The following is a 24,808-nucleotide window of genomic DNA, read 5'->3' on the forward strand; positions in this document are numbered from 1 at the left end:
GACACATGAACGACCTATCTGGGGGCCGTCGGTCCGGAGGCGAGGGACCCCTGCGGCTGGACGGCGGGACCGCGACCGAACTGCAGCGCGCCGGTATGAGCGTCGACGGGCCGTGGTGGACCAACCGGGCCATGAACTCCGAGGCCGACCGCACGCGGTTGCGGGGGATCCACCAGGGCTACCTGGGCGCCGGAGCGCAGGTGATCACCGCCAACACCTTCCGGTGCAACCTGCGGGCGCTCAGCCGTCTCGGCCTCTTCGACGCCGGCCTGGCGTGGATGGTGCACGCCGCCGTCGGCGTGGCCCAGTCGGCGGTGCGCGCCGGCGAGGAGGGGCGGGCGGACGGACGGGGGGAGGCGGACCGCACGCTGATCGCGGGCTCGGTGGGGCCCGTCGAGGACTGCTACCGGCCCGACCTGGTTCCGCCCGACGACGAACTGCGGGCCGAGCACCGCTGGCTGGTGACGGAACTGATGCGGGTGGGCGTGGACCTCGTCGTGATCGAGACGATGAACTCCGAGCGCGAGGCGCGCATCGCGCTGGAAGAGGCGCTGCGGGCGGGCGCCCGCGCCTGGGTCGGCTTCGTGTGCGACGCCGACGCCCGGCTGCTGTCGGGGGAGAAGCTGACCGAGGCGGCCGGCGCCGTCGAACGGGAGGGCGCCGAGGCCGTGCTCGTCAACTGCACCGCTCCCGCCGACAGCGAGACGGCGCTGCGGGCGCTGCGGGACGCCTGCTCGGGCCCTATCGGCGCCTACCCCAACATCGAGGACCGCAACGGCATCCCCCGTTCGGCGCACGTCGACCGGCACGTCCCCGCCGCGCTGGGGCCCGACGAGTTCGCCGATCTGATCGCCCGCTGGGACGCGGAGTTCTCCCTCGACGTGGTCGGCGGCTGCTGCGGCACGACACCGGACCATCTGGCCGCCGCCCACGAGCGGCTGCTCGGGAGCGGGCGATGAGGGTCCGCGGCGTCCCCCGCCGAGCGCGGATCGGCTCATGAGGATCCTCGTGACCGGCGGCGCCGGATTCGTCGGGTCCCACTACGTGCGCCGGCTCCTCGACCCGGAGCGGGCGGGAGGCGGCGCGCACCAGGTCACCGTGCTGGACAAGCTCACCTACGCCGGCAACCTGGCCAATCTCGACCCGGTGCGCCGCGCGCACGGCTTCGCCTTCGTCCACGGGGACGTCGCGGACGCCGCGGTGGTCGACGAACTCGTCGCCGGCCACGACGCGATCGTCCACTTCGCCGCGGAATCCCACGTCGACCGGTCGATCCGGTGCGCGCAGGACTTCGTCGTCACCAACGTCCTCGGCACGCAGACGCTGCTGGAGGCGGCGCGCCGCCACGGCACCGCCCCGTTCGTGCACGTGTCGACCGACGAGGTGTACGGGCCGATCGGGACGGGGCGGTGGAGCGAGCGGGACCCGCTGGCGCCCAGCAACCCGTACGCGGCGTCCAAGGCCGCGGCCGACCTCATCGTGCTCGCCTGCCACAGGACCTTCGGGATGGACGTCCGGATCACCCGGGGCTCCAACACCTACGGCCCGTACCAGTTCCCCGAGAAGATCGTCCCGCTGTTCGTCACCGAGCTGCTCGACGGGGGGAAGGTGCCGCTGTACGGCGACGGGCTGCACGTCCGCGAGTGGCTCCACGTCGACGACCACTGCCGCGCCGTGCACCTGGCGCTGACCAGGGGCCGGGCGGGCGAGGTCTACAACATCGGCGGCGTTCCGCTGACCAACCGCGAGCTGACCGGCCGGCTGCTCGCCCAGTGCGGCGCGGGCTGGGACACGGTGTCGTACGTGGAGGACCGCAAGGGGCATGACCGCCGGTACGCGATGGACTGCACGAAGACCGCGACGGAGCTCGGGTTCCGGCCGCGCCGGGACCTCGTGGCCGGCCTCGCGGAGACCGTCGCCTGGTACCGGGACAACCGCGAGTGGTGGGAGCCGCTCACGTTGCACGTGTCGCGGGACGTGGAGGTGAACTCGTGACGGCTGCGAACATCGACCCGGCCGCCGTCAAGCAGGGGCAGCGGGCCTCCTGGGACGCCCTCAGTTCGAACTGGGAGGCGGCGCAGGAGAGGTTCGAGCTGGGAGCGGCCGCGGTGACGGAGCGGCTGCTCGACCTCGGCGGCGTGCGGGCGGGCCACACGGTCCTCGACGTCGGGACCGGCCACGGGGAGCCCGCCCTGACGGCGGCCCGGCGGGTGGGGCCCACCGGGCGGGTGACCGGCGTGGACATCTCCCCGGCGATGCTCGACCTGGCCAGGCGCCGGGCCGAGGGCACGCCCAACGTCGAGTTCGCCGAGGCGGACGTGGAGTCCATCGACCTGCCGACGGCCTCGTTCGACGTCGTGCTCAGCCGCTGGGGGCTGATGTTCGCGGTGGACCGGGTCGCGGCCTTCCGCGGACTCGCCCGGCTCCTGGTCCCGGGCGGCGTGCTCGCCGCGGCGGTCTGGAGCGAGGCGCCCAGCGCGCCGACGATCTCGCTGGGCTTCCGGGTGCTGAGCGAGCGGCTCGAACTGCCGCCCCCGCCGCCGGGCATGCCGGGGCCGTTCAGCATGGCCGACCCGGAGCGGCTCGCCGCCGAGGTGGCCGCGGCGGGGTTCACCGACGTGTCGGTGACCGAGTTCGTCGTGCGGTTCCCGTTCGACTCCGTCGAGCAGTGCGTCGCGTTCACCAAGGCCGTGACGCCGCCGATGCTGCTGCAGAAGGTCGCGGAGCGCTTCGGGTCCGCGGACGACCCCGGCACGTGGCGGGCCTTCGCCGACGCCACCGGGCCCTACCGTTCCAACGGTGGGGCGTTCACGCTGCCGTCGACGGCGCTGATCATCCGGGCCGTCGCGCCCGCCCGGGAGTAGTTCGCGAGGCTCTGCGCATGGGCTGGTGATGTCACGGTGCGGGCGGCGGGCACCGGCGGGGGAGTGTGACCCTGCCGGGACCGTGCTCGAACGTCGACATCACCAGCCACTCGTCCAGTTCGGGGTCGTAGAGGTTCTGGAGACCGAACTGCAGCACCTGCCAGAAGGTCGTCGGATCCTGCTGGTCGACGTAGATGTCGCCGAGGGCGAGCGGGAACCTGAGGTATTTCCCCGGGGGCAGTTGCGGAGCGACGACACCGACCCGCCAGTGGTTCACGTGGCGCTGCGGCCTTCGCTGCAGGATCTCCCGCCCGACGAACCGCGCCGTCCTGAGTTTCCGGTTCAGAAGGTCGAGGTCGAACCCCGGGATTCGCGAGCACTGGTGGTCATTGAGACCGGGCCATTTGTAAGTCAGGGTGTAGAGGGAATTCTTGTAGATGAGGTTCGTGAACCAGATCGGGTACTGCGGGCCGCCCGCGACCATCTGGCTGTCCCCGTCTCTCCCCGCCCAGGTGAACGGGACCGTGATGCCGAGGTCCCGGACGATCCATGTGCCGGTCCCGTGGAAGTCCCGCGGGAGCTGAGGCGGCCGTGGCGTGCGCGGGCCGGTCTGTTGCGCGGCCGTGGCGTCGCCTGACGGCCGGGGCCCGGTCGGAGGGCTGGCATGCGCCGGCTCCAGAGTCACCGGGACGACGACGATCAATCCGGCGAGCGCCCCCGAAGCGGCCGCCGCCCGGCGTGAGCCTGTCCAGTTCATGCTGCTCTCCCCGCCGCCGCGTCGCGCGCGGTTCCGGCGCGGCATGTCGAACGCGGCGATCATCCTGCTCCCTCCCCGGCGCCGGAAGACCGAAGACCACAGGCAGGTCAGGGTCTGTCCTCGTGCCGGTGAGGCTTCGGACCGCGATGCGGCGCGCCGGTGGCCGGGCCCGGTCATCCGGCCGGGCGGTCACGGGAGCCTGCCAACGCGGGCGGCGGGGCGCCTGACGTGGGGCCCCGGGGGAAACGGCGGTGTCAAGGGCGAAGACCGCCGCCCGGCGGCACTTCGTAAATGTCGCTATTCGCCATAGTTGAGGTACGTGAGCGCTGCTTGTCTCTAGATCGGCCGGGCGTCCCCGCCGGTCGATCCCCCCGAGACCGGGCCCTCGGGCCCGCCTCCAGGAGGCAAAGGTGCCCAGGACACGCTGGACCACCGTGACCGCTCTGGCGGCCACCGGAACACTCCTCACCGTCGGCCTCGCAGTCCCCGGACGGGCCGAGCCGCGACCTCCCCGCCCGCGGCCGCCGGGAGAGCACACCGAACCGGCCGACAAGGACGCGCGACCGGGGCGTCTGGCCCCGACGAGCCGCCAGATGGGCGCCGCCCGCGGCGTGACCGTGCGGTGGAACAAGCTCGGCACCCCCGCCTCGGTGACCGGTGCCGGGCCCCTCGCAGGCGGGCTGCCCGCGGACCCGGAGAAGGCCGCCCGCGCGTACCTGGCCGGGCACCGGGACCTGTTCGGCCTCGACGCCGCCGCGGTCGGCGCCCTGGAGAAGGTCGCCGTCAACCCGATCGGCGACGGCGCGGCCGTGCTGCTGCGCCAGCGGTTCGGCGGCCTGCCCGCCGGACACGACGGGCTGGTGGCCGTCGGCGTGACCGGCGGCAAGGTCGTCTCGGTCACCTCGACCCTCTCCCGGGACGGCGCCGCCCCGGCGCCCGCCACGCTCTCCCCGAAGGACGCGATGGTCGCCGCCGGGCGGGACGCGGGCATCTCCGCGTCGGCCGGCGACCCCAGCAGGGTGCGGCTCGTGGCGGTGCCCACGGCCGCGGGCGTCCGCAGCGCCTACCAGGTCACGCTCATGGACGCCTCCGGGGCCGAGCCTAAGGCGGTCACGTCCCACGTCGACGCCCGGACCGGCTCGGTGCTCGTGCGGGAGAACCTCGTCGACCACGACGGCGACAACCCGCGCTGGGCGGTGTTCCCGGCGACCCCGCCCGGCGACTATTCCTCCCGCGACACCCGGGAGACCTGGTGCTTCGCGCCCGCCGCGGGTTGCCGCGCCGTCGGCGGCGACCCCTCCAGCGGACGGCCCTGGGACGTCGACCCGGCGACCGGCGCGCCGAGCACCACGACCGTGGGCAACGCGGCGAGGGCGCACGAGAACCGCGCGAGCAGCGACCCCTTCACGGTCGGAACCCGCACCAGCGCGCCGAAGCCCGACCGCAACTACACCTATCCGTGGACCAACCAGTGGTACACCGGCAAGTGCGATCCCGCGACGATGGACAGCCCGCAGGAAGCGGATCTGGAACCGGCCATGTCCAACCTGTTCGTCCAGCACAACAGGATGCACGACTGGTCCTACCGGCTCGGCTTCACCGAGTCGGCCTGGAACATGCAGGCCGACAACGGTGAGCGCGGCGGGCTGGGCGGCGACCCCGAGCAGGGCAACGCGCAGGCCGGGGCGCGCTTCCCGACCGTCCGCGACAACGCCAACCAGATCACCCCGCCGGACGGGATCCCCGCCATCACCAACATGTACCTGTGGCAGCCGATCGCGGGCTCGTTCTACCCGCCGTGCGTCGACGGCGACTTCGACATGAGCGTCATCGGGCACGAGTACACCCACGCCATCTCCGGCCGCATGATCGCGGGACCGGACGCCGGGTGGAGCGGGCCGCAGGCGGGCGCCATGAACGAGAGCACCTCCGACCTGTTCGCCATGGAGTACCTCAACGAGTACGGGCTGCGCCAGCCCGGCCGCACACCGTACGTCATCGGCGGATACGTCACCGGCGACCGGCGCGCCGGTATCCGCAACTACGACATGAGCCGGAGCCCGCTGAACTACGCCGACCTCGGGTACGACCTGGTCGGCACCCAGGTCCACGCCGACGGCGAGATCTGGACCGCCACCCAGTTCGACCTGCGTGAGGCGTTCGTCCGGCGGTACGGCGACGGCGGCGCCGCGGCGCAGCGCAGGTGCGCCGACGGGACGGTGCCGGTGGCCAAGTGCCCGGGCAACCGGCGGTGGGCGCAGGTGTCGTTCGACGCGCTGCTGCTCATGGCCGGCGGCGCGGTCAGCTACGTCGACCACCGCGACGCCCTGCTGGCCGCCGACGCCATCCGCTTCGGCGGCAGGGACCACGAGATGATGTGGAAGGTCTTCGCCGAGCACGGCCTGGGGGAGGACGCCGCCAGCAACGGCCCCGCCGACGCCGACCCGACGCCGAGCTTCGCCTCGCCCCTGTCGCGCGACGCCCGCGTCCGGCTGACGCCCCTCGGGGACGCCAGGGGCGGCAAGGTGCGGCTGTACGTGGGCGACTACGAGGCCCGCGCGGTCCCCGTCGCCGACACCGACCCCGCGACCCCGCTCGGCGACACCGTCGCGCTCACCCCGGGCCGGTACACCTTCGTCGCGGTGGGCGCGGGCTTCGGGCACCGGAGGTTCACCGCCGTGATCGGCGCGTCGCAGCGGACCCTGCCGGTCGCGATGTCCCGCAACGAGGCCGCGAGCGCCAACGGGGCGACGGCGACCGGCGACGGCGCGTCCCAGGCCGCGCTGCTGGACGAGACGGAGGCGACCAACTGGCAGTCGGTGACGGCCCCGGTCGCCGGTCGGCAGGTGACCGTCGACCTGGCCGGCGACCGCCCTGTCAGGATCGGCCGGGTGCAGGTCAGCGCGATGCTGCGGCCGTCGGCGGCGGGGGACCCGGAGGGCTCGGGCGGCACGCAGAACCGGTTCACGGCGCTGCGCGCCTTCCGGCTGCTGGCCTGCGACTCCTCCAAGGCCGACTGCGCGCAGACGGCCTCGTACCGCACCGTCTACACCAGCCCGTCCGACGCCTTCCCGGCCGACCGGCCGCGGCCCACGGCGCCCGATCTGATCATGCGCTCCTTCGAGCTGCGGGACGTCACCGCGACTCACCTGCGGCTCGACGTGGTGTCCAGCCAGTGCACCGGCGCGCCGGCCTACGCGGGTGAGCAGGACCGCGACCCGCGGTCGGGCACCGACTGCGGCACAGCGAGCCCGGGCGCGGGCATCGTCCGGACCGCCGAGATCCAGGCGTTCGCCCGGTAGGCAGCGCAGGCCAGGCGGGGGGCGGATACATCCGCCCCCCGTTTCGCTTGCGGGGCCGGCGCCGATCGGCCGGACGCTTGGCAATGCCTGCCAGGGCGTTGTCTCCGCGTGCCCGACCCCGGCCGGTCGTGTTGACGAGGCGGCACGGCGACGCGACTTTCTGAAAGGAAAGTTTCCTTAGAGTTGGCCCCCTCGGGCCGGCTCCCCTCCACTCCCGGGTACGCCGTACCTCCCCCCGCCAAGGAGAAACAGGATGCCAAGGAAGACCAGTCTCGCCGTGGCCGCCGCCGTGACCGCCGGGCTGCCGCTGGCGCTCGCCGTGCCGGCGTGGTCGCACGGGTACACCACCTCGCCCCCGAGCCGCAGCTACCTGTGCGGAACGCACCAGGTCCGCAACTGCGGCCAGGTGCAGTGGGACCCCGACGGCGTCGAGGGCCCGAAGGGGTTCCCGCTGCGCGGACCGGGCGACGGAAAGATCTGCGCGGGCGCCGACGGACGCTGGGCGCCGCTCGACGACCAGCGCGGCGGCACCGGGTGGCCCGCGACGAAGGTGACGGCCGGCGGGTCGTTCGGCATCAGCTGGCAGTTCACCGCCGCGCACGCCACCACGTCCTTCCGGTACTTCCTCACCAAGGACGGCTGGGACGTCACCAGGCCGCTGACCCGGGACGCGCTGGACCTCACGCCGTTCCTCCAGCAGAACTACAACGGGCGGCCGCCGTCCGGCCAGACCACCCACACCGGGACGCTCCCGCAGCGGCACGGGCGGCACCTCCTGCTCGCCGTGTGGGACATCGCCGACACCGGCAACGCCTTTTACCAGTGCTCCGACCTCGACTTCGGCTGATCCGCGGGAGTCCGGCCGGCCTGCGGCGGGCGCGCCCCCCGCCGCAGGCCAGCCGGTGTTGTCGCCGGGTAACACCCCGGATGCCGTGCTGTCCATGACGAGTACGGCGTGACCCGCGCCGCCGCGCCCTGCTGTCAGCAAGCCGATCCTGTACTGCCGCTTCGGCGACAAGAGCGGCCTCTACCAGGCGCTCGCCGAGCGGCACACGCGCAAGCTGATCGAGGGGATCCGGGACGAGTTCTCCCGCGGGGACCCGATCCGCGACCGCACCCGCTCCACCATCGACACCTACCTGGCGACGATCTCCAAGAACCTCAACCTCTACCGGTTCCTCATGCTCGATCTCGCGTTATGAGAACGCATCAGCCCTTCGTTGCGCCCGGAACCGTTTCCGGGACGGTTCATTTCGCCCGGTCAATGTGGCCAGGTCCCGGTCGAAGGCCGGGCGACGAAGGAGAAGCGTCATGAAAAAAAGCTGGGGAGCGCTCGCAGAAGCGCTCTCCCTGATCATCGGCTTATTGGGGACGGCGTGCGCAGCACGCCTCTACCCTGAGTATTCGCCGGTCACGGTGTCGGCGCTCAGTTCGGTCCTGGGGGCGGTCTTCTTCAGCCTTACCACTCCCTTGTGGCACAAGGCGCGGGAGCGCAAGGAGCAGACCTCCGAGACCCGGTGGAGGTGGACCCACTGGAAGCTGGCGGCCTTCCTGCTTCCCACCCTCGTCCAGGGCCAGCTGTATCAGACTGCTCTGAAGCGTGTGGGCATCGGGAAGGCGGTGGCCATCACGACGCTGGGGCTGCTGTGCGTGTCGGCGTGGAGGCTGGCCTTCCCGTCGGGCGGGCCGGCCCGGCTGCGGCATGCTGTGTGGCCACTGATCGCATTGGCCGGCATCGTGTTGCTGACCCAGCCGTTCAGCGGCGGGTCTGATGCCTGGGGGCTGGCGGCGGCGGGCGCGACCTCCGTGATCGGCGGCGTTTCCCTGATCGTCACCGGGAAGCTGTCCAGCCTGGGCGCCCTCCCCCGGGCCATCAGGTTGCAGCGGTGGACCGCTGCCCTGTTCGTCGGGATACCGATCCTCGCCCTGAGCGATGATCATTGGTTCACCGGACGGGCGTTGTCGACCATGGCGCTCGCGTCGACGCTGCTCATTGTCGGCGCTTGGGTCCACATCTACGCCTACGAGCTCGCCGACTCCGATGGGGTGATCGGCACGGCGTCCAGTCTCAAGCCGGTGTTGGCCCTCTTCGTGGGGCTCGTCGTGGTCGGGCAGGCGCCGGGGCTTTACGGATGGATCGGCTCAGGACTGGTGGTGGTGGCATCGGCCGCCGCCGTCCGGCTCCTCTCCCGCGCCAACCCGCGCCCCATCAAGGACGGCGCCTGGAAGACCCGCCCCGGCACTGGTGAGAACAACGACGGCGCTTGGATCCCCGTCCACCGCGCCTGGACCGGTGGCCCCCGCACCTGGAAACAGGACGAGGCCGTCTGGAAACTCCACCACGCCTGACGACTCCACCGCCGTCGGGAATCACGAGCCGTCCCTCCCCCCCGGGAGGGACGTGCGAACACAACACCACGTGACGGCGGAGCGCGGGTGACCCTCAGGGGCCGCCCGCGCTCTCCTTCCGCAGGACGCGCCACCCTCGGCGCGGGGATGTCCTTCACCTGGGATTGGGGGTGAGGTGCTCGAGCTCGAGCTCCCATCAGCGGTTGTGGCGGCGGTCGAGGCCTGCGCGGAGCAGCCGGTGCCCTCCAGGGAAACCCGGCCGCGAGCAGCGGGACGACGACGAGGACGATCGCCGTTTCGGCGATGGTGGTCGCGCGACTCCGCGGGGGCCGGGTGGTCCGGCCCCGACTGGTCGGTCCAGACCTGCACGGTCCGCCCGGTCCACTGCCTCAGCCCGAGAGGCGTCTCGGCACTGCGCCGACCCCCGACGGGGTCCGTCCAGGTGACCGCGGCCGGTCGAAGCGCTGCCGGCGCCGGGCCCGCCCGGGTCCTCCATGGGCCGCACCAGAAGCAGGATGCCAAGGAAGACCAACCTCGCCGTGGCCGCCGGGCTGCCGCTGGTGCCGGCCGTGCCGGCGTGGTCCCACGGGTACACCACCTCGCCGCCGAGCCGCAGCTACCTGTGCGGGACGCACCAGGTCCGCGACTGCGGCCAGGTCCAGTGGGACCCCGACGGCGTCGAGGGCCCGAAGGGATTCCCGCAGCGCGAACCGGGCGACGGGAGGATCTGCGCCGGCGCCGACGGGCGCTGGGCGCCGCTCGACGACCAGCGCGGCGGGACCGGGTGGCCGGCGACCAGGGTGACGGCCGGCACCTGCTGCTCGCCGTGTGGGACATCGGCGACACCGGCAACGCCTTCTGCCAGTGCTCCGACCTGGACTTCGGCTGATCCGCGGGAGGCCGGCCGGTGTTGTCACCGGGTAACACCCCCGGATACCGTGCTGTCATGACGAGTGCGGCGGGCCCGCCGGGGCCCGGACCACGGCGTGATCCCGGTCGCCGCCGTGCCCTGCTGGAGGCCGCCGACCGGGTCATCCAGCGGGAGGGCCCCGAGGCGTCCATGGCCGCGATCGCCGCGGAGGCGGGGATCAGCAAGCCGATCCTGTACCGCCACTTCGGCGACAAGAGCGGTCTCTACCAGGCGCTCGCCGAGCGGCACACGCGCAAGCTGATCGAGGGGATCCGGGACGAGTTCTCCCGCGGCGACCCGATCCGCGACCGCACCCGCTCCACCATCGACACCTACCTGGCGACGATCTCCAAGAACCTCAACCTCTACCGGTTCCTCATGCACCGGGCGAGCGCAGAGGACACGGCCACGCACAGCGCGATGAGCACCATGATCCGGGACGTGAGCCGGGAGCTGGCCGAGGTGATGATCGCCGAGGGGGAGATGGCGGACCGGACCCGCGCCTACGTGTGGGGGCACGCGATCGTCGGCATGGTGCAGACGGCCGGCGACTGGTGGCTCGACCACGCCGACGACGTGCCGCGCGAGGCCGTCGTGGACGGTCTCGTCGACCTCGTCCTCGGCGGGCTGCCCGCCGCCGCGTCCGAGGCCCGCGGCCCCCGGCCGCCCGACGACCCGCGACCCCCGAGCTGACCGTGCAGACCGACGCGCAGACCGACGACGCCTACGGCCGCGCCTGACCCTCGCGCGCCCCGCCCTCCGGCGCCCGTTCCTCCGGCGCCCGTTCCTTCGCGGGCGGGGCCGTCGTTCCGGCGCCGTCGGCGAAGTGGCAGGCCACCGCCTGGGGCGGCCCGCCCCGCGGGACGAGCGCGGGCGTCTCCCGCTCGCAGACGTCGGCGGCCATGTAGCAGCGGGTCCGGAACCGGCACCCGCTGGGCGGCTCGGCCGGCGACGGCACCTCCCCGCGCAGCACGATCTCACCGGCGTCGTCGTCCGGCCGGTCGTGGACGGACGGCGCCGCCGACAGCAGCGCCCGCGTGTAGGGGTGCTGCGGGTCGCCGAACACCTCGGCGGCCGGACCCTGCTCCACGATCGTCCCGAGGTACATGACGGCGACGTCGTGGGCGATGTGCCGGACGACGTCCAGGTCGTGGGAGATGAACAGGTACGCCACGCCCAGTTCGGACTGCAGGTCGGCCAGCAGGTTGAGGATCTGGGCGCGGACCGACACGTCCAGGGCGGACACCGCCTCGTCGCACACCAGGAGCTTCGGCCGCAGCGCCAGGGCGCGGGCGATCGCGACGCGCTGGCACTGGCCGCCCGACAGCTGGTGCAGGTGCCGGGGGCCGTGCTCGGGGCTCAGGCCCACGAGATCGAGGAGCCGGGCGACCTCGGCGTCCGCACGGTCGCGCGGCACGATCCCGGAATGGACGCGCCAGCCCTCGGCGATGACGTCGGCGACGGTCATCCTCGGATTCAGCGACGTGTAGGGGTCCTGGAACACCATCTGCAGGTCGCGGCTCATGCGGCGCCGCCGCCGGGGCGGGACGGACGCCAGGTCGGCGCCCGCGAACTCGATCGACCCGGCGAACGCGGGCCGCAGCCCCACCACGGCCCGCGCCAGCGTCGACTTGCCGCAGCCCGACTCGCCGACGACGCCGAGCGTCCGCCCGGCCCGCACGGTCAGGTCGAGCCCGGCGACGACGGGGACCCGCCGCCGCCCGAACCCGTGGCGGCCGGGGCGCTCGTACCCCGCCTCCAGGCCGCTGACCTTGAGCACGACCTCGGTGTCCTGCGCGGTGGCCGTCATCGGGGCTCCTCGCTGTGCTGGGAGGCGACGACCTCCGCGGAGTGGTGGCAGGCGACGGCGCGGTCGCCGTCCTCGGTGAGCGGCGGGTCCTCGGTGCGGCACCTCTCGGTCGCGAACGGGCAGCGCGGGTGGAACGCGCAGCCGCCGGGACGGTGCCGCGGGTCCGGCGGGACGCCGTCGATCGGCTTGAGGCGCCCGCCGGACCCGGCGTCCGGCATGGCCTCCAGCAGGCCGAGCGTGTACGGGTGGGCGGGACGCGTGTAGACGGCGTCCAGCGGGCCGCGCTCCACGATGCGCCCGGCGTACATGACCGCGACGTCCTGCGCGACCCGCGCCACCACCCCGAGGTCGTGCGAGACCAGCAGCGTCGCGAGGTCGGCCTCGCGCTGCCGGCGCGCCAGCAGCCGCAGGATCTGCGCCTGCACGGTGACGTCGAGCGCGGTGGTGGGCTCGTCGGCGAGCAGCACCGACGGGCCGAGCGCCAGCGCCATCGCGATCACCGCGCGCTGCCGCATGCCGCCGGAGAACTCGTGCGGGTGGTCGCGGTAGCGGGACTCGGCGCCGGCGATGCCGACCTCGCGCATCAGCGCGACCGCCCGTTCCCGGGCCTCCCGCCGGCCGAGGCCGAGGCGCCGCCGGAAGGGCTCGGCGATCTGCGGGCCGACGGCGAAGCCGGGGTTCAGCGCCGCCATCGGATCCTGGAAGATCATCGCGACGCGGCTGCCGCGGGTCTCGCGCCAGCGCCGGGCCGAGAACCCGCCCGTGTCCTCGCCGTCCAGGACGACGGAGCCGGAGGTGACCTGCGCGCCGGGCGGCAGCAGCCCGATGAGCGCGAGCGAGGTCAGGCTCTTGCCGCTGCCCGACTCGCCGACCAGGGCGAGGACGCGGCCGCGCCGCAGCCGCAGGTCGACGCCCCGCACGACCGGCGTGACCTGCCGGCCGGAGCGGAACCCGATGTGCACGTCGCGCAGCTCCGCGGCAACGTCCCCGGAGGCCGGGGCGTGCGCGTGATCGACGGCTGGAACGGTCATGTGCGCCTCCATGGGATGTGCGCCATCAGATCTGCGAGCGCGGGTCGGTCAGGTCGCGGAAGGCGTCGCCCACGAGGCCGACGCCGGTGACGACGGCGGCCAGCGCGATCGCCGGCATCGTGGAGATCCACCAGGCCGAGCCGAGGTAGTCGCGGCCCGCCGAGACGGTCGCGCCCCACGACGCCTGGTCCGGCGGGATGCCGAGGCCGAGGAAGCTCAGCGACGCCTCCGCCACCATGACCAGGCCGATCTGCACGGTCGCCGCGACCAGCAGCGGCTGCCAGCACGACGGCAGCACGTGCCGGAACAGGATCCGCGCGTGCCCCGCGCCGAGCACCCGCGCCGAGTCGACGAACTCCAGGTCCCGGGTCGCGAGCGCGGACGCCCGCACCACCCGCGCGAAGATCACCCAGCGGGTCACCGCCAGCGTGATGACGATGTTGGTGACGCTCGGGCCGAGGACGCCCGCGATGAGGATGGCCAGCAGGATCGACGGGAACGCCAGTTGCACGTCCCCGAACCGGGACAGGACGCCGTCGGTCCAGCCGCCGAAGTAGCCGGACACGAGCCCCGCCACCAGGCCCACGGCGCCGCCGATGAGCACGGTGGCGGCGCCGACCAGCAGCGACACGCGGCTGCCGGCGAGCAGCGCGGTCAGCATGTCGCGCCCGACCTGGTCGGTGCCGAGCCACGCGACCGACCCGTCCCCGAGACGGGACCCCGGCGCCAGCAGCCGGTGCGGCAGGTCGGTCGCGGCCGGGTCGTAGGGCATCAGCATCGGCCCGAACACGGCCGCCAGGACGAACAGCCCGACGATCCCGAGGCCCGCCCACGCGCGCGCGGGCAGCCTCCTGCGCCGCCGGGCCGCCGGGACCGGGATCACGGCGGGAGCGATGGCACTCATGCTTCCTCCTTGTGGGGGACGGTCCCCCACGCCCCCTGGTTCGCTGCGCTCATGCGTTCTCCGGAGTCAGTCGTGGATCGAGGGCGACGCACAGGACGTCCACGAGGAGGTTCAGCGCGATGTAGGAGACCGTGATCGTGACGATCGCGGCCTCGACGACGGCGTAGTCGCGGTTGGTGATCGCGTCCACCATCAGCGAGCCGATGCCGGGCCAGGAGAACACGACCTCGATGATCACCGCGTTGGCGATGAAGTTGCCCATCAGCAGCCCGAGGACGGTGACGACGGGCAGCGCGATGTTGCGCGCCACGTGCACGTACATCACGGCGCCCTCACCGGTCCCCTTCGCGCGGGCGGTGCGGACGTAGTCCTTGCCGCTCTCCTCCAGGGCGCCGTTGCGGACGAGCCGGGCCAGCCATCCGACGAACGGCAGCGCCAGCGTGACCGAGGGCAGGATCACCGCCTCCGGGCCGCCGCCCGCCGTGCTCGGCAGCCAGTTCAGCTGCCGGGCGAACAGCAGGATCAGCACGATGCCGAGCCAGAACGACGGCACCGCCTGCCCGACCAGTGAGCCCGTGGAGACCAGCAGGTCGAGGATCTTGCCGGGCCGCCGCGCGCACAGCATGCCGAGCGGGTAGCCGACGGCGAGGGTGATGACCAGCGCGAGCGCGGCCAGCGTCAGGGTGGCGGGGAACCGGTCGAGGACGGCGCCCATCGCTCCGCCGCCGAGCCGCCACGAGTCGCCGAAGTCGCCGCGCAGTATCTCGCCCATGTGCGCGACGTACTGCCGCCAGAGCGGCTCGTCCAGCCCGAAGTCGGCGCGGACGGAGGCGAGCTGCGCGGGGCTGGCGTCCGGCCCGAGGATCAGCGTCGCGGGGTCGCCGGGGACGACGCGCACGACGAGGAACACGACCGTGACGGCGCCCCAGGCCACGATGAGGGCCTGACCGGCGCGCCTCAGCAGGAACCGTCCCATCAGCCGCCTCCGTTCGCGGTCCGCGACGAGGCGCGGACGACCAGTTCCGCGGGCAGCAGGGTCTGCCGCGGGGAGCCCGCGCCGGACTCGCCCGACATCCGTTCGAGGAGCCGGTCCACCGCGGCGGCGCCGACGTCGGCGGCCGGCAGCCGGACCGTGGTGAGCGGTGGCGCGAGGTAGGCGGCGAACGGGTGGTCGCCGTGCCCGGCGACGCGGACGTCGCCGGGGATGCTCAGCCCGTGCTCGGTGAGCGCCCGGTACACGCCGAGAGCGAAGTAGTCGTTGCCGGCCAGGACGGCGGCGCCCGGCCCGACGCGGGCGGCGAGGCCGCGGCCGATCTCGTAGGAGTCCACCGGGTCCCACGGCTGGGAGCTGGCCTCGCGGCGCCGGGTCGGCACCTTCACCATGTGGTCGTCGCGGACCGCGATGCCGTGCTCGTCGAGCACGGCCCGGAACCCCCGGACGCGCTCCGCCACGGGCGAGATGTCCAGGTCCTCCTCGACCAGGTACAGGTCGCGGGCGCCCTCGGCGACGAGGTGCTCGGTGGCGCGCCGCGCGCTGTCGTAGTAGTCGACGCCGACGAGGTCGGTGTCGAGCCCCGGCAGGTCGCGGTTGACCAGGACGACGGGTGTCCCGGACTTGCGGAGCCGGTCCCAGTGCTCGATCCCGTGCTGGACGGGCACCGCGAGGACGCCGTCCACGCCCCAGCGCATCAGCTCGTCCACGACGCGCCGCTCGTTGTCCACGCTGTCCTCGGTGACCATCAGCATCAGCGAGTAGCCGCGGACCCGGCCGCGCTCCTCGATCGCGCTGATCAGACGCGTGTAGAAGGGGTTGGACGGGTTGGTGATGACCAGCCCGAGGGTCATCGCGTTGCCCTGCACGAGGGACCGCGCCATCGTGTTCGGGACGTAGCCGAGGCGTTCGGCCTCGGCCCGCACCCGCTCGCGGGTCTCGGGGCTGACCGCGTCCTTGCCTGCCAGGGCGCGGGACACGGTGTTGACCGACAGGTCGAGGGCGGTCGCGATGTCCCGCAGGGTGGCCCTGCGGCGGGGTGTCATGGGTTCCTCCTGACCGTGGACAGGTCCGGCTGGTTGTTCGCCGCCGGGGTGAAGCCGGTGAGCCCGGTCCGCAGCCCGTAGGCGGTGGTGAGCGCGGCGGGGAAGATCCCGACCGCGTCGTCCCAGATCGTCTTGCAGGCCCGCGCGTACAGCTCCTCGCGCCGCTCGGGGTCGGCGGCCTGCCCGGCCTCGGCGAGCACCGCGTCCAGTCCGGGGTTGCGGTAGCCCATCCGGTCGGCCTTGGAGGTGTAGAGCCGGCCGAGGGTGAACGCGGCGTCGCCGGTCGTCACGGTGTTGGTCTGCAGCTCCATGTCCCAGTCGAGGGAGTTGAGGCGCTGCAGCCACTGGGCCTTCTCGATGCTCTGCGGCCTGACCTCCACCCCGATCCGGGCCCACGCCGAGATCATCGACTGGGCCAGCTCCCGGGCGAGGGGACCGGTGGCGTCGAACCACATCATCGTGGTCTCGAAGCCGTCCCCGAGGCCCGCGGCGCGCAGCGCAGCGCGGGCCGCGGCCGGGTCGTGCCGGTACGGCGGCTGCTCGGCGTAGCCGAAGACGGTGGAGGGGATCGGCGCGCGCATCTGTTCGGCGCCCGCGCCGAACAGCTTCCCGACGATCTCCTCCATGTCGAGGGCCTGCCACATCGCCCGCCGTACCCGCGGATCGGTGAACGGCTTGCGGCCGCAGTTGAACCAGGTGAGGTAGTAGGTCCAGCTCGGCACGGTCTCGACCCTGACCCCGCGCCGGCCCCGCACCTCGCCGAGCTGGTCGGACGGGACGGGCCACAGCAGGTCGACGTCCCCGTTCCGCAGCGCCGTGATCGCGCTGGAGGTCTCGGCGATGAAGGGCATCGAGATGCCGGGCAGCCCGGCGCGGCCTCCCCAGTACCCGTCGAACCGGGCCAGCTCCACGTTGGTCGACGGGGTGAACCCCGTCACGCGGAACGGGCCCGAGCCCACCGGGCGGCGCTTCTGCGCCGGGTCGGCGACGCGCCGGGCCGGCACGATGAACAGCAGCGTCAGGTTCACCGGCAGGGTGCCCATCGGACCGTCCGTCACGAACGTGACCCGGTGGTCGCCGTCCGCCCGCGCGGACTTCACCGTGGCCCACAGCGCGGACTGCGCCGACTTCACGGCCTTGGTGCGCTCCACGCAGGCGACGACGTCCCGCGCGGTCAGCGGGCTCCCGTCGTGGAAGCGGACGCCGGGACGCAGGTCGAACACCCACGTCGTGTCGTCCGTCCGCCGCCACGACGTCGCCAGGCCGGGCGCGAGCCGCCCGCCCTCGTAGCGGACGAGCGTGTCGAACACCAGCCGCTTGACGATCAGCGACGCCTCGTCGACCGCCGTCCCCGCGTTGTAGGGGTCGAGGTCGGTGACCGGCTGCCCGAACGCGGCGCGCAGCGAGCCGTCCGGCGCGGCCGCCGCCCCCGGCGTCGCGCAGCCGCCGAGCGCCACGGCGGAGGCGGCCAGGCCGGTCAGGGCGAGGAACTCGCGCCTGCGCACGTCCATGACGGCTCCTCTCAGCTCTTCAGCGCGAGGTAGATCATGACCTTCGCGGACGCCTCGCCGCCGTCGGCGTCGCCTTCGACCGCGCCCTTCAGCCGCAGCCAGCCGCCGAAGCCGGACGACTCCCAGGTGACGAGGTCGCCGGTCACCTCCCGCTCGGGGTCGAGGTCGCACCAGTGCAGGCCGTCGGGGGAGACCTGCGTGGTGACCCGCATCAGGGTGCCGGACCCGGCCCGCTCCAGCGTCCGGACGAACCAGCGGGCCTCCGCGGCCCACGCCACCTCGTACGGTTCCGTCGCGAAACCGCCCGCGAGGGTGCGGTTGCGTTCCAGGACCGCCGTGAACGACTCGCGCATGTTCCGGGGGCTCCTCACCAGTCGACCGAGATCAGGACGGAGTCCAGGTACAGGAAGTTGCGCACGTCGGTGTGCGTCCTGACCGAGACGTAGAAGTTCAGGAGGTTCTGCAGGGAGCCGTACTCCTCCTCGTACGGCGGCACCGGCACGTCGCGCATGTCGTAGACGGTGTCGTTGACCTGCAGTTCGATGTTCGATCGCGTGCTGGTGTCGATCACCCAGCGCACGTAGTGCCAGTTCACCTTGGTCGGCACTTCGTTGTAGCAGAGTTCCTGCGGGCCGCCGAACGGCTTCCAGTCGTCCGGTTCCGGGGCGGTGAAGTCGGCGGTCGGCGGCAGCTTGATCTTGCCTTCGAAGTGCTCGCGCGGGGTCGGCTCGGGCACCGTCGGGTACACCCACTCGCGCCGCAGCCGGTTCTCCACGTCGGTGTTCAGGTAGCGGGCGACGCAGTGGTAGCGGACGCCGTCGCAGATGTCGGTCGCGATGGTGAACGCGCCGAACTGCTGCTCGGAGGGGTGCAGGTTCGCGTCCCACTCGCCGGCGCCCGCCTTGTGCGCCGCCTGGTTCTCCTCCGAGGCGGCCTCGGTCTTGAAGGTCAGGTAGGCCTCGAACTGCACGCGCCCCCGTCCGGCCATCGTGAGCCGCCGGATCGCGACGCCGGTGTGCCCGGCCACCGGGCGCGTCGCGACCTTCAGCGCGTACGTCCCGGACATCGCGCCGTGCGTGCCGACGTCGAAGAAGTTGCAGGAGCTGAGCTGCGGCGGCCGGAAGTCGCGCATGTGGTCGTCGACGGTGTCGAGGTCGCCGTGCCCGTCGTAGTTGCCGAGCAGTTCGATCCAGCCGTGCGTGCCGGTGTTGAACTCGTCGTGGACGAGGATCCGGTCCAGCGGGTTGAAGCGGGACAGGGCGGGGTCGGCCCTGCGCAGTTGCGCGGCCAGCGACTGCTCGCTCGCGGGGGTGCTCATCGGGTGGGCTCCTGAATCCTGACGGTGGCGTGCACCAGGTTGTGGTCGGACCGCAGCAGGTCGCGCGGCTCGCCGGCCTGTGCGGCGGTCTGCGGGACGAGCGTCCACTGCAGGACGCGCGTGCCGTTGCGGACGAAGATGTGGTCGATCTTGTCCTCGGCCCTCGGCAGCGGGATCTTGCCGCCGTTGAACGAGGCGTACTCGGCGCCGGTGCGGCGGTTCGCGGGCGCTGACTCGAACGAGTCGGCGTAGCCGACGTCGGAGAAGGCGTCGTAGGCGCTGTGGCCGTCCTCCTTCGACGCCGAGTTCATGTCCCCGGCGAACACGATCGGCAGCCGCCGGGTGTAGGGGTTGTCCCGGGTGAGGTACTCGGCCGTCCGGCGCGCGTCGAGGTAGCGGACCTCGTCCCAGTTCTTGGTCCAGCCGTTGGGGTCGGTCGCGCCGTTCTTGCGGTACTCCAGGTGCATGTCGACGACCACGAACCGCATCCCGGAGCGCAGGTCGCGCAGGGTGTTCCAGGTCATCGTCTTGCCGTAGATCTCGGTGGAGTCCGGCAGCCACAGCAGGTCGTGGGGGAGCGCGCGGCCGCGCTCGTCCAGGTGGGAGAACCTGCGGGCGTCGTAGTAGGTGAAGCGGCCGGCGCCGGACTTCAGCGGGTAGCCCGCCTGCGGGTGCCTGGTCCCGGCGTAGTCGGCGGGCGCCTCGGCGTAGCCGCGGGCGCGCATCGCCTTCGTCAGCGGGGCGCGGAACGACTCCACGTCCACGCCGGGCTGCGTCGGCGTGGGGTTGTTGCCGATCTCCTGGGTGACGACGACCCCGGCGCGCGCCCGGACGATGTCGTCGGCGACCCGCGCGGCGCGCCCGTCGGCCCAGGGCTCGAGCTTGGTGGCGCAGTCGCGCCCGATGGTGTCGACGCAGGCCTGCGTGGTCGGCAGGCATCCGTGCCCGCAGGTGTTGTAGGTCGCGATCCGCAGGTCGAGCCTGCGGTGCGGGCCCTGCGCGGCCTGCGCGCTCGCGGCGGGGACGAGCAGCGCCCCGGCGGCGAGGGCGGCGGTCAGGGTCGCGAGGGGACGGGCGGGGGGACGCGGTGTCCTCATACGAGGAGGCCTTCCGTTGTCGGGAGTGTCACATTAACGTTAACGTGATCGTTCACACACCATGGATGTTCACCCATCCGCCTGTCAAGAGCCGAAAAGAAAACGACCCGGCCGTCCGCGTGAGCGGACAGCCGGGCCGTCAGCGTGCTGGCCGAAGGGAGGACGGTGTTACCGGAGCAGGGTTGGGCGACCGGAACGCGAAGGCGGCGCCGCCCGTCCGCTCCGGGTCGGTCCGGGAGCGTGACGCGGCGGCGCCGCCATTTGGTCGGCCGGGCCCGATCAGGTGCTGGAGCTGAGCTCCAGATCGTTGATCTTCGGGTCGCCCTCGTCGGCGAGGTAGTCCGCCGCGCGCGTCGCGTCCCTGCCGTCCGCGAGCTTGGCGGCCCTGCACACCAGGGTTCCGGCGACCGCGACCACCACGTTGACGGCGAGCGCCAGCATGCCGACGTACACCGTGGTCTTGGTGTCCAGGCCGAGGTCGCTCAGCGGGTAGGCCGAGCCGCCGAAGTGCTCCTTGCCCTTCGCCGGGTTCGGGATCCGGTACAGCATCCACAGGCCCGCCGCCATGCCGGCGGCCCAGCCCGCGATGAGGGCGCCGCGGTGGAACCAGCGGGTGAGGAGGCCGAGCCCCACCGCCGGCAGCGTCTGCAGGATGATGACGCCGCCGATGAGCTGCAGGTCGATGGAGAACTCCGGGTCGAGCGCGAGGATGCACACGACCGCGCCGGCCTTGACGATCAGCGAGACCAGTTTGCTGACGGTCGCCTCCTCCTTGGCGTCGGCGTCGCGGCGGATGTACTCCTTGTAGATGTTGCGGGTGAACAGGTTGGCCGCCGCGATCGACATGATCGCCGCCGGGACCAGCGCGCCGATGCCGACGGCGGCGAACGCCACGCCGGCGAACCAGTCCGGGAACATGTGGTCGAACAGGAGCGGGACCACGGTGTTGGTGTCGGGCTTGCCGTCGGTGCTGACCGGCTTCACGCCCGCCGCGATGGCCATGTAGCCGAGCAGCGCGATCAGGCCGAGCACGAAGCTGTAGGCGGGCAGCGCCGCCATGTTCCGCTTGATCACGTTGCGGTTCTTGCCGGCCAGCACGCCGGTGATGCTGTGCGGGTAGAGGAACAGCGCCATCGCCGAGCCGAGCGCCAGCATCGCGTAGTTCAGCTGGCCGCTGCCGGCGATCGTGACGCCGTCGCCGGGCGCGGGCGTCTTGTCGAACTTGGCCTTGGCCGCGTCGAAGATGTCGCCCCAGCCGCCGAGCTTCGCCGGGATGTAGAGCACCGCGACGATGATGACCAGGTAGATCAGCACGTCCTTGACGAAGGCGATCAGCGCGGGGGCGCGCAGCCCGGACTGGTAGGTGTAGGCGGCGAGGATCACGAACGCGATGATGATCGGCCAGTGCCCGTTCACGCCCATCGCCTTCAGCACCGCCTCGATGCCGACCAGTTGCAGCGCGATGTAGGGCATCGTGGCGACGATGCCGGTGATCGCGATGACGAGCGCCAGCGTCGGGGAGCCGAACCGGGCCCGGACGAAGTCGGCCGGCGTCACGAAGCCGTGCACGTGCGACACCGACCAGAGTTTGATCAGTACCAGGAACACCAGCGGGTACACGACGATCGTGTACGGGACGGCGAAGAAGCCCGCCGCGCCCGCGCCGAACACCAGGGCCGGGACGGCGACGAACGTGTAGGCGGTGTAGAGGTCGCCGCCGATCAGGAACCAGGTGATCCAGCTGCCGAAGCTGCGGCCGCCGAGGCCCCACTCGTCGAGGCTGTGCATGGAGTCGGGCCGCCGCCACCGGGCGGCGACGAATCCCATCCCGCTGACCAGCAGGAACAGGACCGCGAAGACGATGATCTCGGTGAGGTGGTCGCGTGCCATCGGCTCAGCCCCGCTTCTTCGTCATCTGGTACACGAGGACCGTGCAGGCGACGCCCAGCGGGATGAAGGCCAGCTGGATCCAGTAGAAGGCGGGGAAGCCCGCGAGGCGGGGCTTGTCGCTGTTGTAGAGGAAGGTGAGCAGCGGGAGCGCGACGGGCACGATCAGGAGCCAGTTCCAGGGGCTCCGGTCGGTGCGGTCGGCTTCCGGCGGCGGGGGCTGGGTCGGAGTCGGTTCCCGGGAGTCGTCGGGAGTCATGGGGGTCCTCCTCGTCTTGCCCGCGCACGGTCCGCCCGGGTCGCGGGACGGGACCGTGCCGGGGGTGCGGCCGGGCGAGCCTACACATCCCCTGGTCACAGCCGGATATCGGCCGCGGCACGACTTCGATGGATCGCTCCACCCTGGGAAGGGCCAGGTGGGGAACCGGTCGGCACCGGGTCAAGGGGGCGGTCAGGCGGGACGCCCGGCCGCCGTGTCCGGCTCGTGCCGCGGGTCGCCGGTGGAGCTCGGTCGACCTCTGCCCCATGTCGCCGCCCACGAGCGCGAGATGGTCGGTCCCGCCCAGCTCGACCTCGGTGTTCTTCCTGGTCATGGGTGCCGCTCTCCGCGTGCGGGGGATCCTGCGAGTACGTCCGTGGTAATCTCCCCGCATGCGAACCGCAGCCTCCCGGTGGTGGTGGCGCCGCTGAGGCGGTGCCGGTTCGCGCATGTTCTGACCAGGCGACCGCCCTCACCCGGCGGTCGTTTCGTCTTCACGACGCCCGGTGGGGGCCCGACATGAGGGGCCACCGCGGTGGAGACCGTCTCACGACAGCCGCTGACCAGCGACTTCGTCACGGCCGGGGGCGTACGGGTGACCCGTACCGCCGTCCCGGTCGACTCCGAGCGCAAGTCCGACGCGCTGAACGTCCTCGTCGCCGCCGTGGGGGAGCGGCGCGGCGGCGTGCTCAGCTCCGGCATGGAGTACCCGGGCCGCTACAGCCGCTGGCACATGGCCTACGTCGATCCCTGCCTGGAGATCGTCGCGCGCGGCCGGACGGTCGCCGTCCACCCCCTGAACGGGCGCGGCCGGGTCGTCCTGCCCGCGCTGGCGGGCGCGCTGCGCGCCGTCGGCGAGGTGCGGAGGGACGAGCCCGGCCTGTTCGAGCTCTTCGTCCCGGCGGCCGAGGGCTTCTTCACCGAGGAGGAGCGCAGCCGCCAGCCGACCGTCTTCACCGCGCTGCGCGCCGTCGTCGACCTGTTCCGCTGCGACGACCCGCACCTCGGCCTCTACGGGGCCTTCGGGTACGACCTGTCGCTGCAGTTCGAGCCCCTGCGGACCAGGCTGGAGCGGCCCGACGACCAGCGCGACCTCGTCCTGCACCTGGCCGACGAGATGGTCGTCGTCGACCGCAAGCGCGAGACCTCGCACCGGATCTCCTACGAGTTCGAGGTGGACGGGTCGGGCACCGCCGGGCTGCCGCGCGACACCGGGGCGACGCCGGTCCGGCGGCGTGCCGGCATCCCGGCGCAGCCCGTCCCCGGCGTGTACGCGCAGATGGTGCGGGACGCCAAGGAGAAGTTCGTCAGGGGCGACCTGTTCGAGGTCACGCCGGGGCACACGATGTACGGGCGCTGCGACGCGCCCGCCGCGTTCTTCGAGCGGCTGCGGGAGTCCAACCCGGCCCCGTACGAGTTCCTGTTCAACCTCGGCGAGGGCGAGTTCCTGGTCGGCGCGTCGCCCGAGATGTTCGTCCGGGTCAGCGGCGACCGCGTCGAGACCTGCCCGATCGCCGGGACGATCAGGCGCGGCGCCGATCCGCTGGAGGACGCCGAGCAGATCCGCACGATCCTGTCCTCGGCGAAGGACGAGTCCGAGCTGACCATGTGCACCGACGTGGACCGCAACGACAAGTCCCGGATCTGCGTGCCCGGCAGCGTGCGCGTCCTCGGCCGCCGGCAGATCGAGATCTACTCCCGGCTCATCCACACCGTCGACCACATCGAGGGGCGGCTGCGCCCTGGCTTCGACGCGCTCGACGCGTTCCTCACCCACATGTGGGCGGTGACCGTCACGGGCGCGCCCAAGACGTGGGCGATGCAGTTCATCGAGGACCACGAGGACTCGCCCCGCCGCTGGTACGGCGGCGCGGTCGGCTGCGTCGGCTTCGACGGCTCGATGAACACCGGCCTGACGCTGCGGACCGCGCAGATCCGCGACGGCGTGGCGACCGTCCGGGCCGGGGCGACGCTGCTCTACGACTCCGATCCCGACGAGGAGGAGCGTGAGACGCACCTCAAGGCCAGCGCTCTACTGAGCGCGCTCGCCGCCGCGCGGACGGGCGGCGGGGCCGCGCCGAAGGAGGCGCCGCTCCCCGAGCAGCCGGGCGAGGGCGTCAAGGTGCTGCTCGTCGACCACGAGGACTCGTTCGTCAACACCCTCTCCGACTACTTCCGGCAGCACGGCGCCTCCGTGGTGACCCTGCGGCACGGGTTCCCGGTGCGGCTGCTGGACGAGCACGCGCCCGACCTGGTCGTGCTGTCGCCCGGCCCCGGACGCCCGGAGGACTTCGGCACCCGCGCCCTCCTGGACGAGTTGGGCGCACGCGAGCTGCCGGTCTTCGGCGTGTGCCTCGGGCTGCAGGCGATGGTCGAGCACGCCGGCGGCGAGCTGGCCCTGCTGCCCGAGCCGTCCCACGGCAAGCCCGGCCAGGTGAAGGTCACGGGGGGCGACCTGTTCGAGGGCCTGCCGGAGGAGTTCACCGCCGCCCGCTACCACTCGCTGCACGCCACGCCCGACCGGGTGAAGGGGTTCCAGATCACGGCGCTGACCGGGGACGTCGTCATGGGCATCGAGGACCCGGTGCGGCGGCGCTGGGCGGTGCAGTTCCATCCGGAGTCGATCCTCACCGCCGCCGGGGGCGCCGGGCACCGCATCGTCGCCAACGTCCTGCGCCTGTGCCGCTCCCGGGGCTGACAGTCCTCTGGGTGGAGGCGTCCGTAGTTCCGAAGCACTAGGGACCGGGGCCCGCAAATGGGCCTGAGGTTCCT

21 protein-coding genes and 2 pseudogenes are annotated in these 24,808 nt (G+C 72.7%); 11 read left to right on the forward strand and 12 right to left on the reverse strand.

What is annotated here, in order from left to right; translation table 11 throughout:
• Positions 1 to 5 precede the first annotated feature (5 nt).
• Genes BJ999_RS20095 through BJ999_RS20105 form a run of 3 tightly spaced genes read left to right on the forward strand, consistent with a single transcriptional unit; the run spans position 6 to position 2,864 of the window.
• Complete coding sequence (locus BJ999_RS20095; RefSeq protein ID WP_179834716.1) at positions 6 to 959, forward strand: homocysteine S-methyltransferase family protein; 954 nt, start codon at positions 6 to 8, stop codon at positions 957 to 959.
• Positions 960 to 996: 37 nt separating this feature from the next.
• A complete protein-coding gene (gene rfbB, locus BJ999_RS20100) occupies positions 997 to 1,995 on the forward strand; it encodes a dTDP-glucose 4,6-dehydratase (RefSeq protein ID WP_179834717.1) in 999 nt (332 codons plus the stop codon).
• Positions 1,992 to 2,864 carry a class I SAM-dependent methyltransferase gene (locus tag BJ999_RS20105; RefSeq protein WP_179834718.1) on the forward strand — a complete coding sequence of 291 codons (873 nt, stop codon included), beginning with the start codon at positions 1,992 to 1,994 and terminating at the stop codon, positions 2,862 to 2,864. Before rfbB ends, BJ999_RS20105 begins: the two co-directional genes overlap by 4 nt.
• 31 nt (positions 2,865 to 2,895) lie before the next feature.
• Here the strand turns inward: BJ999_RS20105 and BJ999_RS20110 are convergent, their stop codons facing one another.
• The gene (locus BJ999_RS20110; protein WP_179834719.1) at positions 2,896 to 3,621 is read right to left on the reverse strand and encodes a hypothetical protein; all 726 of its coding nucleotides are present in this window, start codon (positions 3,619 to 3,621) and stop codon (positions 2,896 to 2,898) included.
• A 410-nt stretch (positions 3,622 to 4,031) separates the two neighbouring features.
• On the opposite strand from BJ999_RS20110, the gene BJ999_RS20115 reads away from it, so the two are divergent.
• The 7 genes and pseudogenes from BJ999_RS20115 to BJ999_RS20135 all read left to right on the forward strand — a co-directional run bounded on the left by BJ999_RS20115 (position 4,032) and on the right by BJ999_RS20135 (position 10,875).
• Positions 4,032 to 6,923, forward strand: coding sequence for a M36 family metallopeptidase (locus BJ999_RS20115; protein ID WP_179834720.1), 2,892 nt, complete (start codon positions 4,032 to 4,034; stop codon positions 6,921 to 6,923).
• Between the two features lie 253 nt (positions 6,924 to 7,176).
• Positions 7,177 to 7,770, forward strand: coding sequence for a lytic polysaccharide monooxygenase auxiliary activity family 9 protein (locus tag BJ999_RS20120; protein ID WP_179834721.1), 594 nt, complete (start codon positions 7,177 to 7,179; stop codon positions 7,768 to 7,770).
• Positions 7,771 to 7,903: 133 nt separating this feature from the next.
• Positions 7,904 to 8,107: pseudogene (locus BJ999_RS42170) on the forward strand (TetR/AcrR family transcriptional regulator); the annotation flags it as partial.
• 127 nt (positions 8,108 to 8,234) lie between these two features.
• Complete coding sequence (locus BJ999_RS20125; RefSeq protein ID WP_179834722.1) at positions 8,235 to 9,272, forward strand: DMT family transporter; 1,038 nt, start codon at positions 8,235 to 8,237, stop codon at positions 9,270 to 9,272.
• A gap of 515 nt (positions 9,273 to 9,787) precedes the next feature.
• Positions 9,788 to 10,027: pseudogene (locus BJ999_RS43635) on the forward strand (lytic polysaccharide monooxygenase); the annotation flags it as partial.
• 29 nt (positions 10,028 to 10,056) lie between these two features.
• Positions 10,057 to 10,161, forward strand: a complete 105-nt coding sequence (locus BJ999_RS43640) for a lytic polysaccharide monooxygenase (RefSeq protein ID WP_229810678.1) — start codon at positions 10,057 to 10,059, stop codon at positions 10,159 to 10,161.
• A 57-nt stretch (positions 10,162 to 10,218) separates the two neighbouring features.
• Entirely contained in the window at positions 10,219 to 10,875 is a 657-nt protein-coding gene (locus BJ999_RS20135; protein ID WP_179834723.1) for a TetR family transcriptional regulator, read from the forward strand.
• A 31-nt stretch (positions 10,876 to 10,906) separates the two neighbouring features.
• Here the strand turns inward: BJ999_RS20135 and BJ999_RS20140 are convergent, their stop codons facing one another.
• The 11 genes from BJ999_RS20140 to BJ999_RS20190 form a co-directional block, all read right to left on the reverse strand.
• Positions 10,907 to 11,992 carry an ABC transporter ATP-binding protein gene (locus tag BJ999_RS20140; protein ID WP_179834724.1) on the reverse strand — a complete coding sequence of 362 codons (1,086 nt, stop codon included), beginning with the start codon at positions 11,990 to 11,992 and terminating at the stop codon, positions 10,907 to 10,909.
• Positions 11,989 to 13,023, reverse strand: a complete 1,035-nt coding sequence (locus BJ999_RS20145) for an ABC transporter ATP-binding protein (RefSeq protein ID WP_179834725.1) — start codon at positions 13,021 to 13,023, stop codon at positions 11,989 to 11,991. Before BJ999_RS20145 ends, BJ999_RS20140 begins: the two co-directional genes overlap by 4 nt.
• Positions 13,024 to 13,048: 25 nt before the next feature.
• On the reverse strand, positions 13,049 to 13,927 hold the full coding sequence (locus BJ999_RS20150) for an ABC transporter permease (protein ID WP_179834726.1): 879 nt from the start codon (positions 13,925 to 13,927) through the stop codon (positions 13,049 to 13,051).
• Positions 13,928 to 13,976: 49 nt separating this feature from the next.
• Complete coding sequence (locus BJ999_RS20155; RefSeq protein WP_179834727.1) at positions 13,977 to 14,903, reverse strand: ABC transporter permease; 927 nt, start codon at positions 14,901 to 14,903, stop codon at positions 13,977 to 13,979.
• Positions 14,903 to 15,964: a LacI family DNA-binding transcriptional regulator gene (locus BJ999_RS20160; protein ID WP_179834728.1), complete on the reverse strand. Its 1,062-nt coding sequence runs from the start codon at positions 15,962 to 15,964 to the stop codon at positions 14,903 to 14,905. The genes BJ999_RS20155 and BJ999_RS20160 overlap by 1 nt, the downstream gene beginning before the upstream one ends.
• Positions 15,961 to 17,475: an ABC transporter substrate-binding protein gene (locus tag BJ999_RS20165; RefSeq protein WP_179834729.1), complete on the reverse strand. Its 1,515-nt coding sequence runs from the start codon at positions 17,473 to 17,475 to the stop codon at positions 15,961 to 15,963. Before BJ999_RS20165 ends, BJ999_RS20160 begins: the two co-directional genes overlap by 4 nt.
• Positions 17,476 to 17,486: 11 nt before the next feature.
• Positions 17,487 to 17,828 carry a hypothetical protein gene (locus tag BJ999_RS20170; protein WP_179834730.1) on the reverse strand — a complete coding sequence of 114 codons (342 nt, stop codon included), beginning with the start codon at positions 17,826 to 17,828 and terminating at the stop codon, positions 17,487 to 17,489.
• Positions 17,829 to 17,842: 14 nt separating this feature from the next.
• Complete coding sequence (locus BJ999_RS20175; RefSeq protein ID WP_179834731.1) at positions 17,843 to 18,793, reverse strand: DUF6772 family protein; 951 nt, start codon at positions 18,791 to 18,793, stop codon at positions 17,843 to 17,845.
• On the reverse strand, positions 18,790 to 19,890 hold the full coding sequence (locus tag BJ999_RS20180) for an exonuclease/endonuclease/phosphatase family protein (protein WP_218935147.1): 1,101 nt from the start codon (positions 19,888 to 19,890) through the stop codon (positions 18,790 to 18,792). The genes BJ999_RS20175 and BJ999_RS20180 overlap by 4 nt, the downstream gene beginning before the upstream one ends.
• A 279-nt stretch (positions 19,891 to 20,169) precedes the next feature.
• Entirely contained in the window at positions 20,170 to 21,780 is a 1,611-nt protein-coding gene (gene mctP / locus BJ999_RS20185) for a monocarboxylate uptake permease MctP (protein ID WP_179834732.1), read from the reverse strand.
• A 4-nt stretch (positions 21,781 to 21,784) separates the two neighbouring features.
• Entirely contained in the window at positions 21,785 to 22,036 is a 252-nt protein-coding gene (locus tag BJ999_RS20190) for a DUF3311 domain-containing protein (RefSeq protein ID WP_179834733.1), read from the reverse strand.
• A gap of 535 nt (positions 22,037 to 22,571) precedes the next feature.
• Between BJ999_RS20190 and BJ999_RS20195 the strand changes: the two genes are divergently transcribed.
• The gene (locus BJ999_RS20195; protein ID WP_179834734.1) at positions 22,572 to 24,734 is read left to right on the forward strand and encodes an anthranilate synthase component I; all 2,163 of its coding nucleotides are present in this window, start codon (positions 22,572 to 22,574) and stop codon (positions 24,732 to 24,734) included.
• Positions 24,735 to 24,808 lie beyond the last annotated feature (74 nt).

The organism is Actinomadura citrea, assembly GCF_013409045.1.
In the GTDB taxonomy this organism is placed as follows: Bacteria; Actinomycetota; Actinomycetes; order Streptosporangiales; family Streptosporangiaceae; genus Spirillospora; species Spirillospora citrea.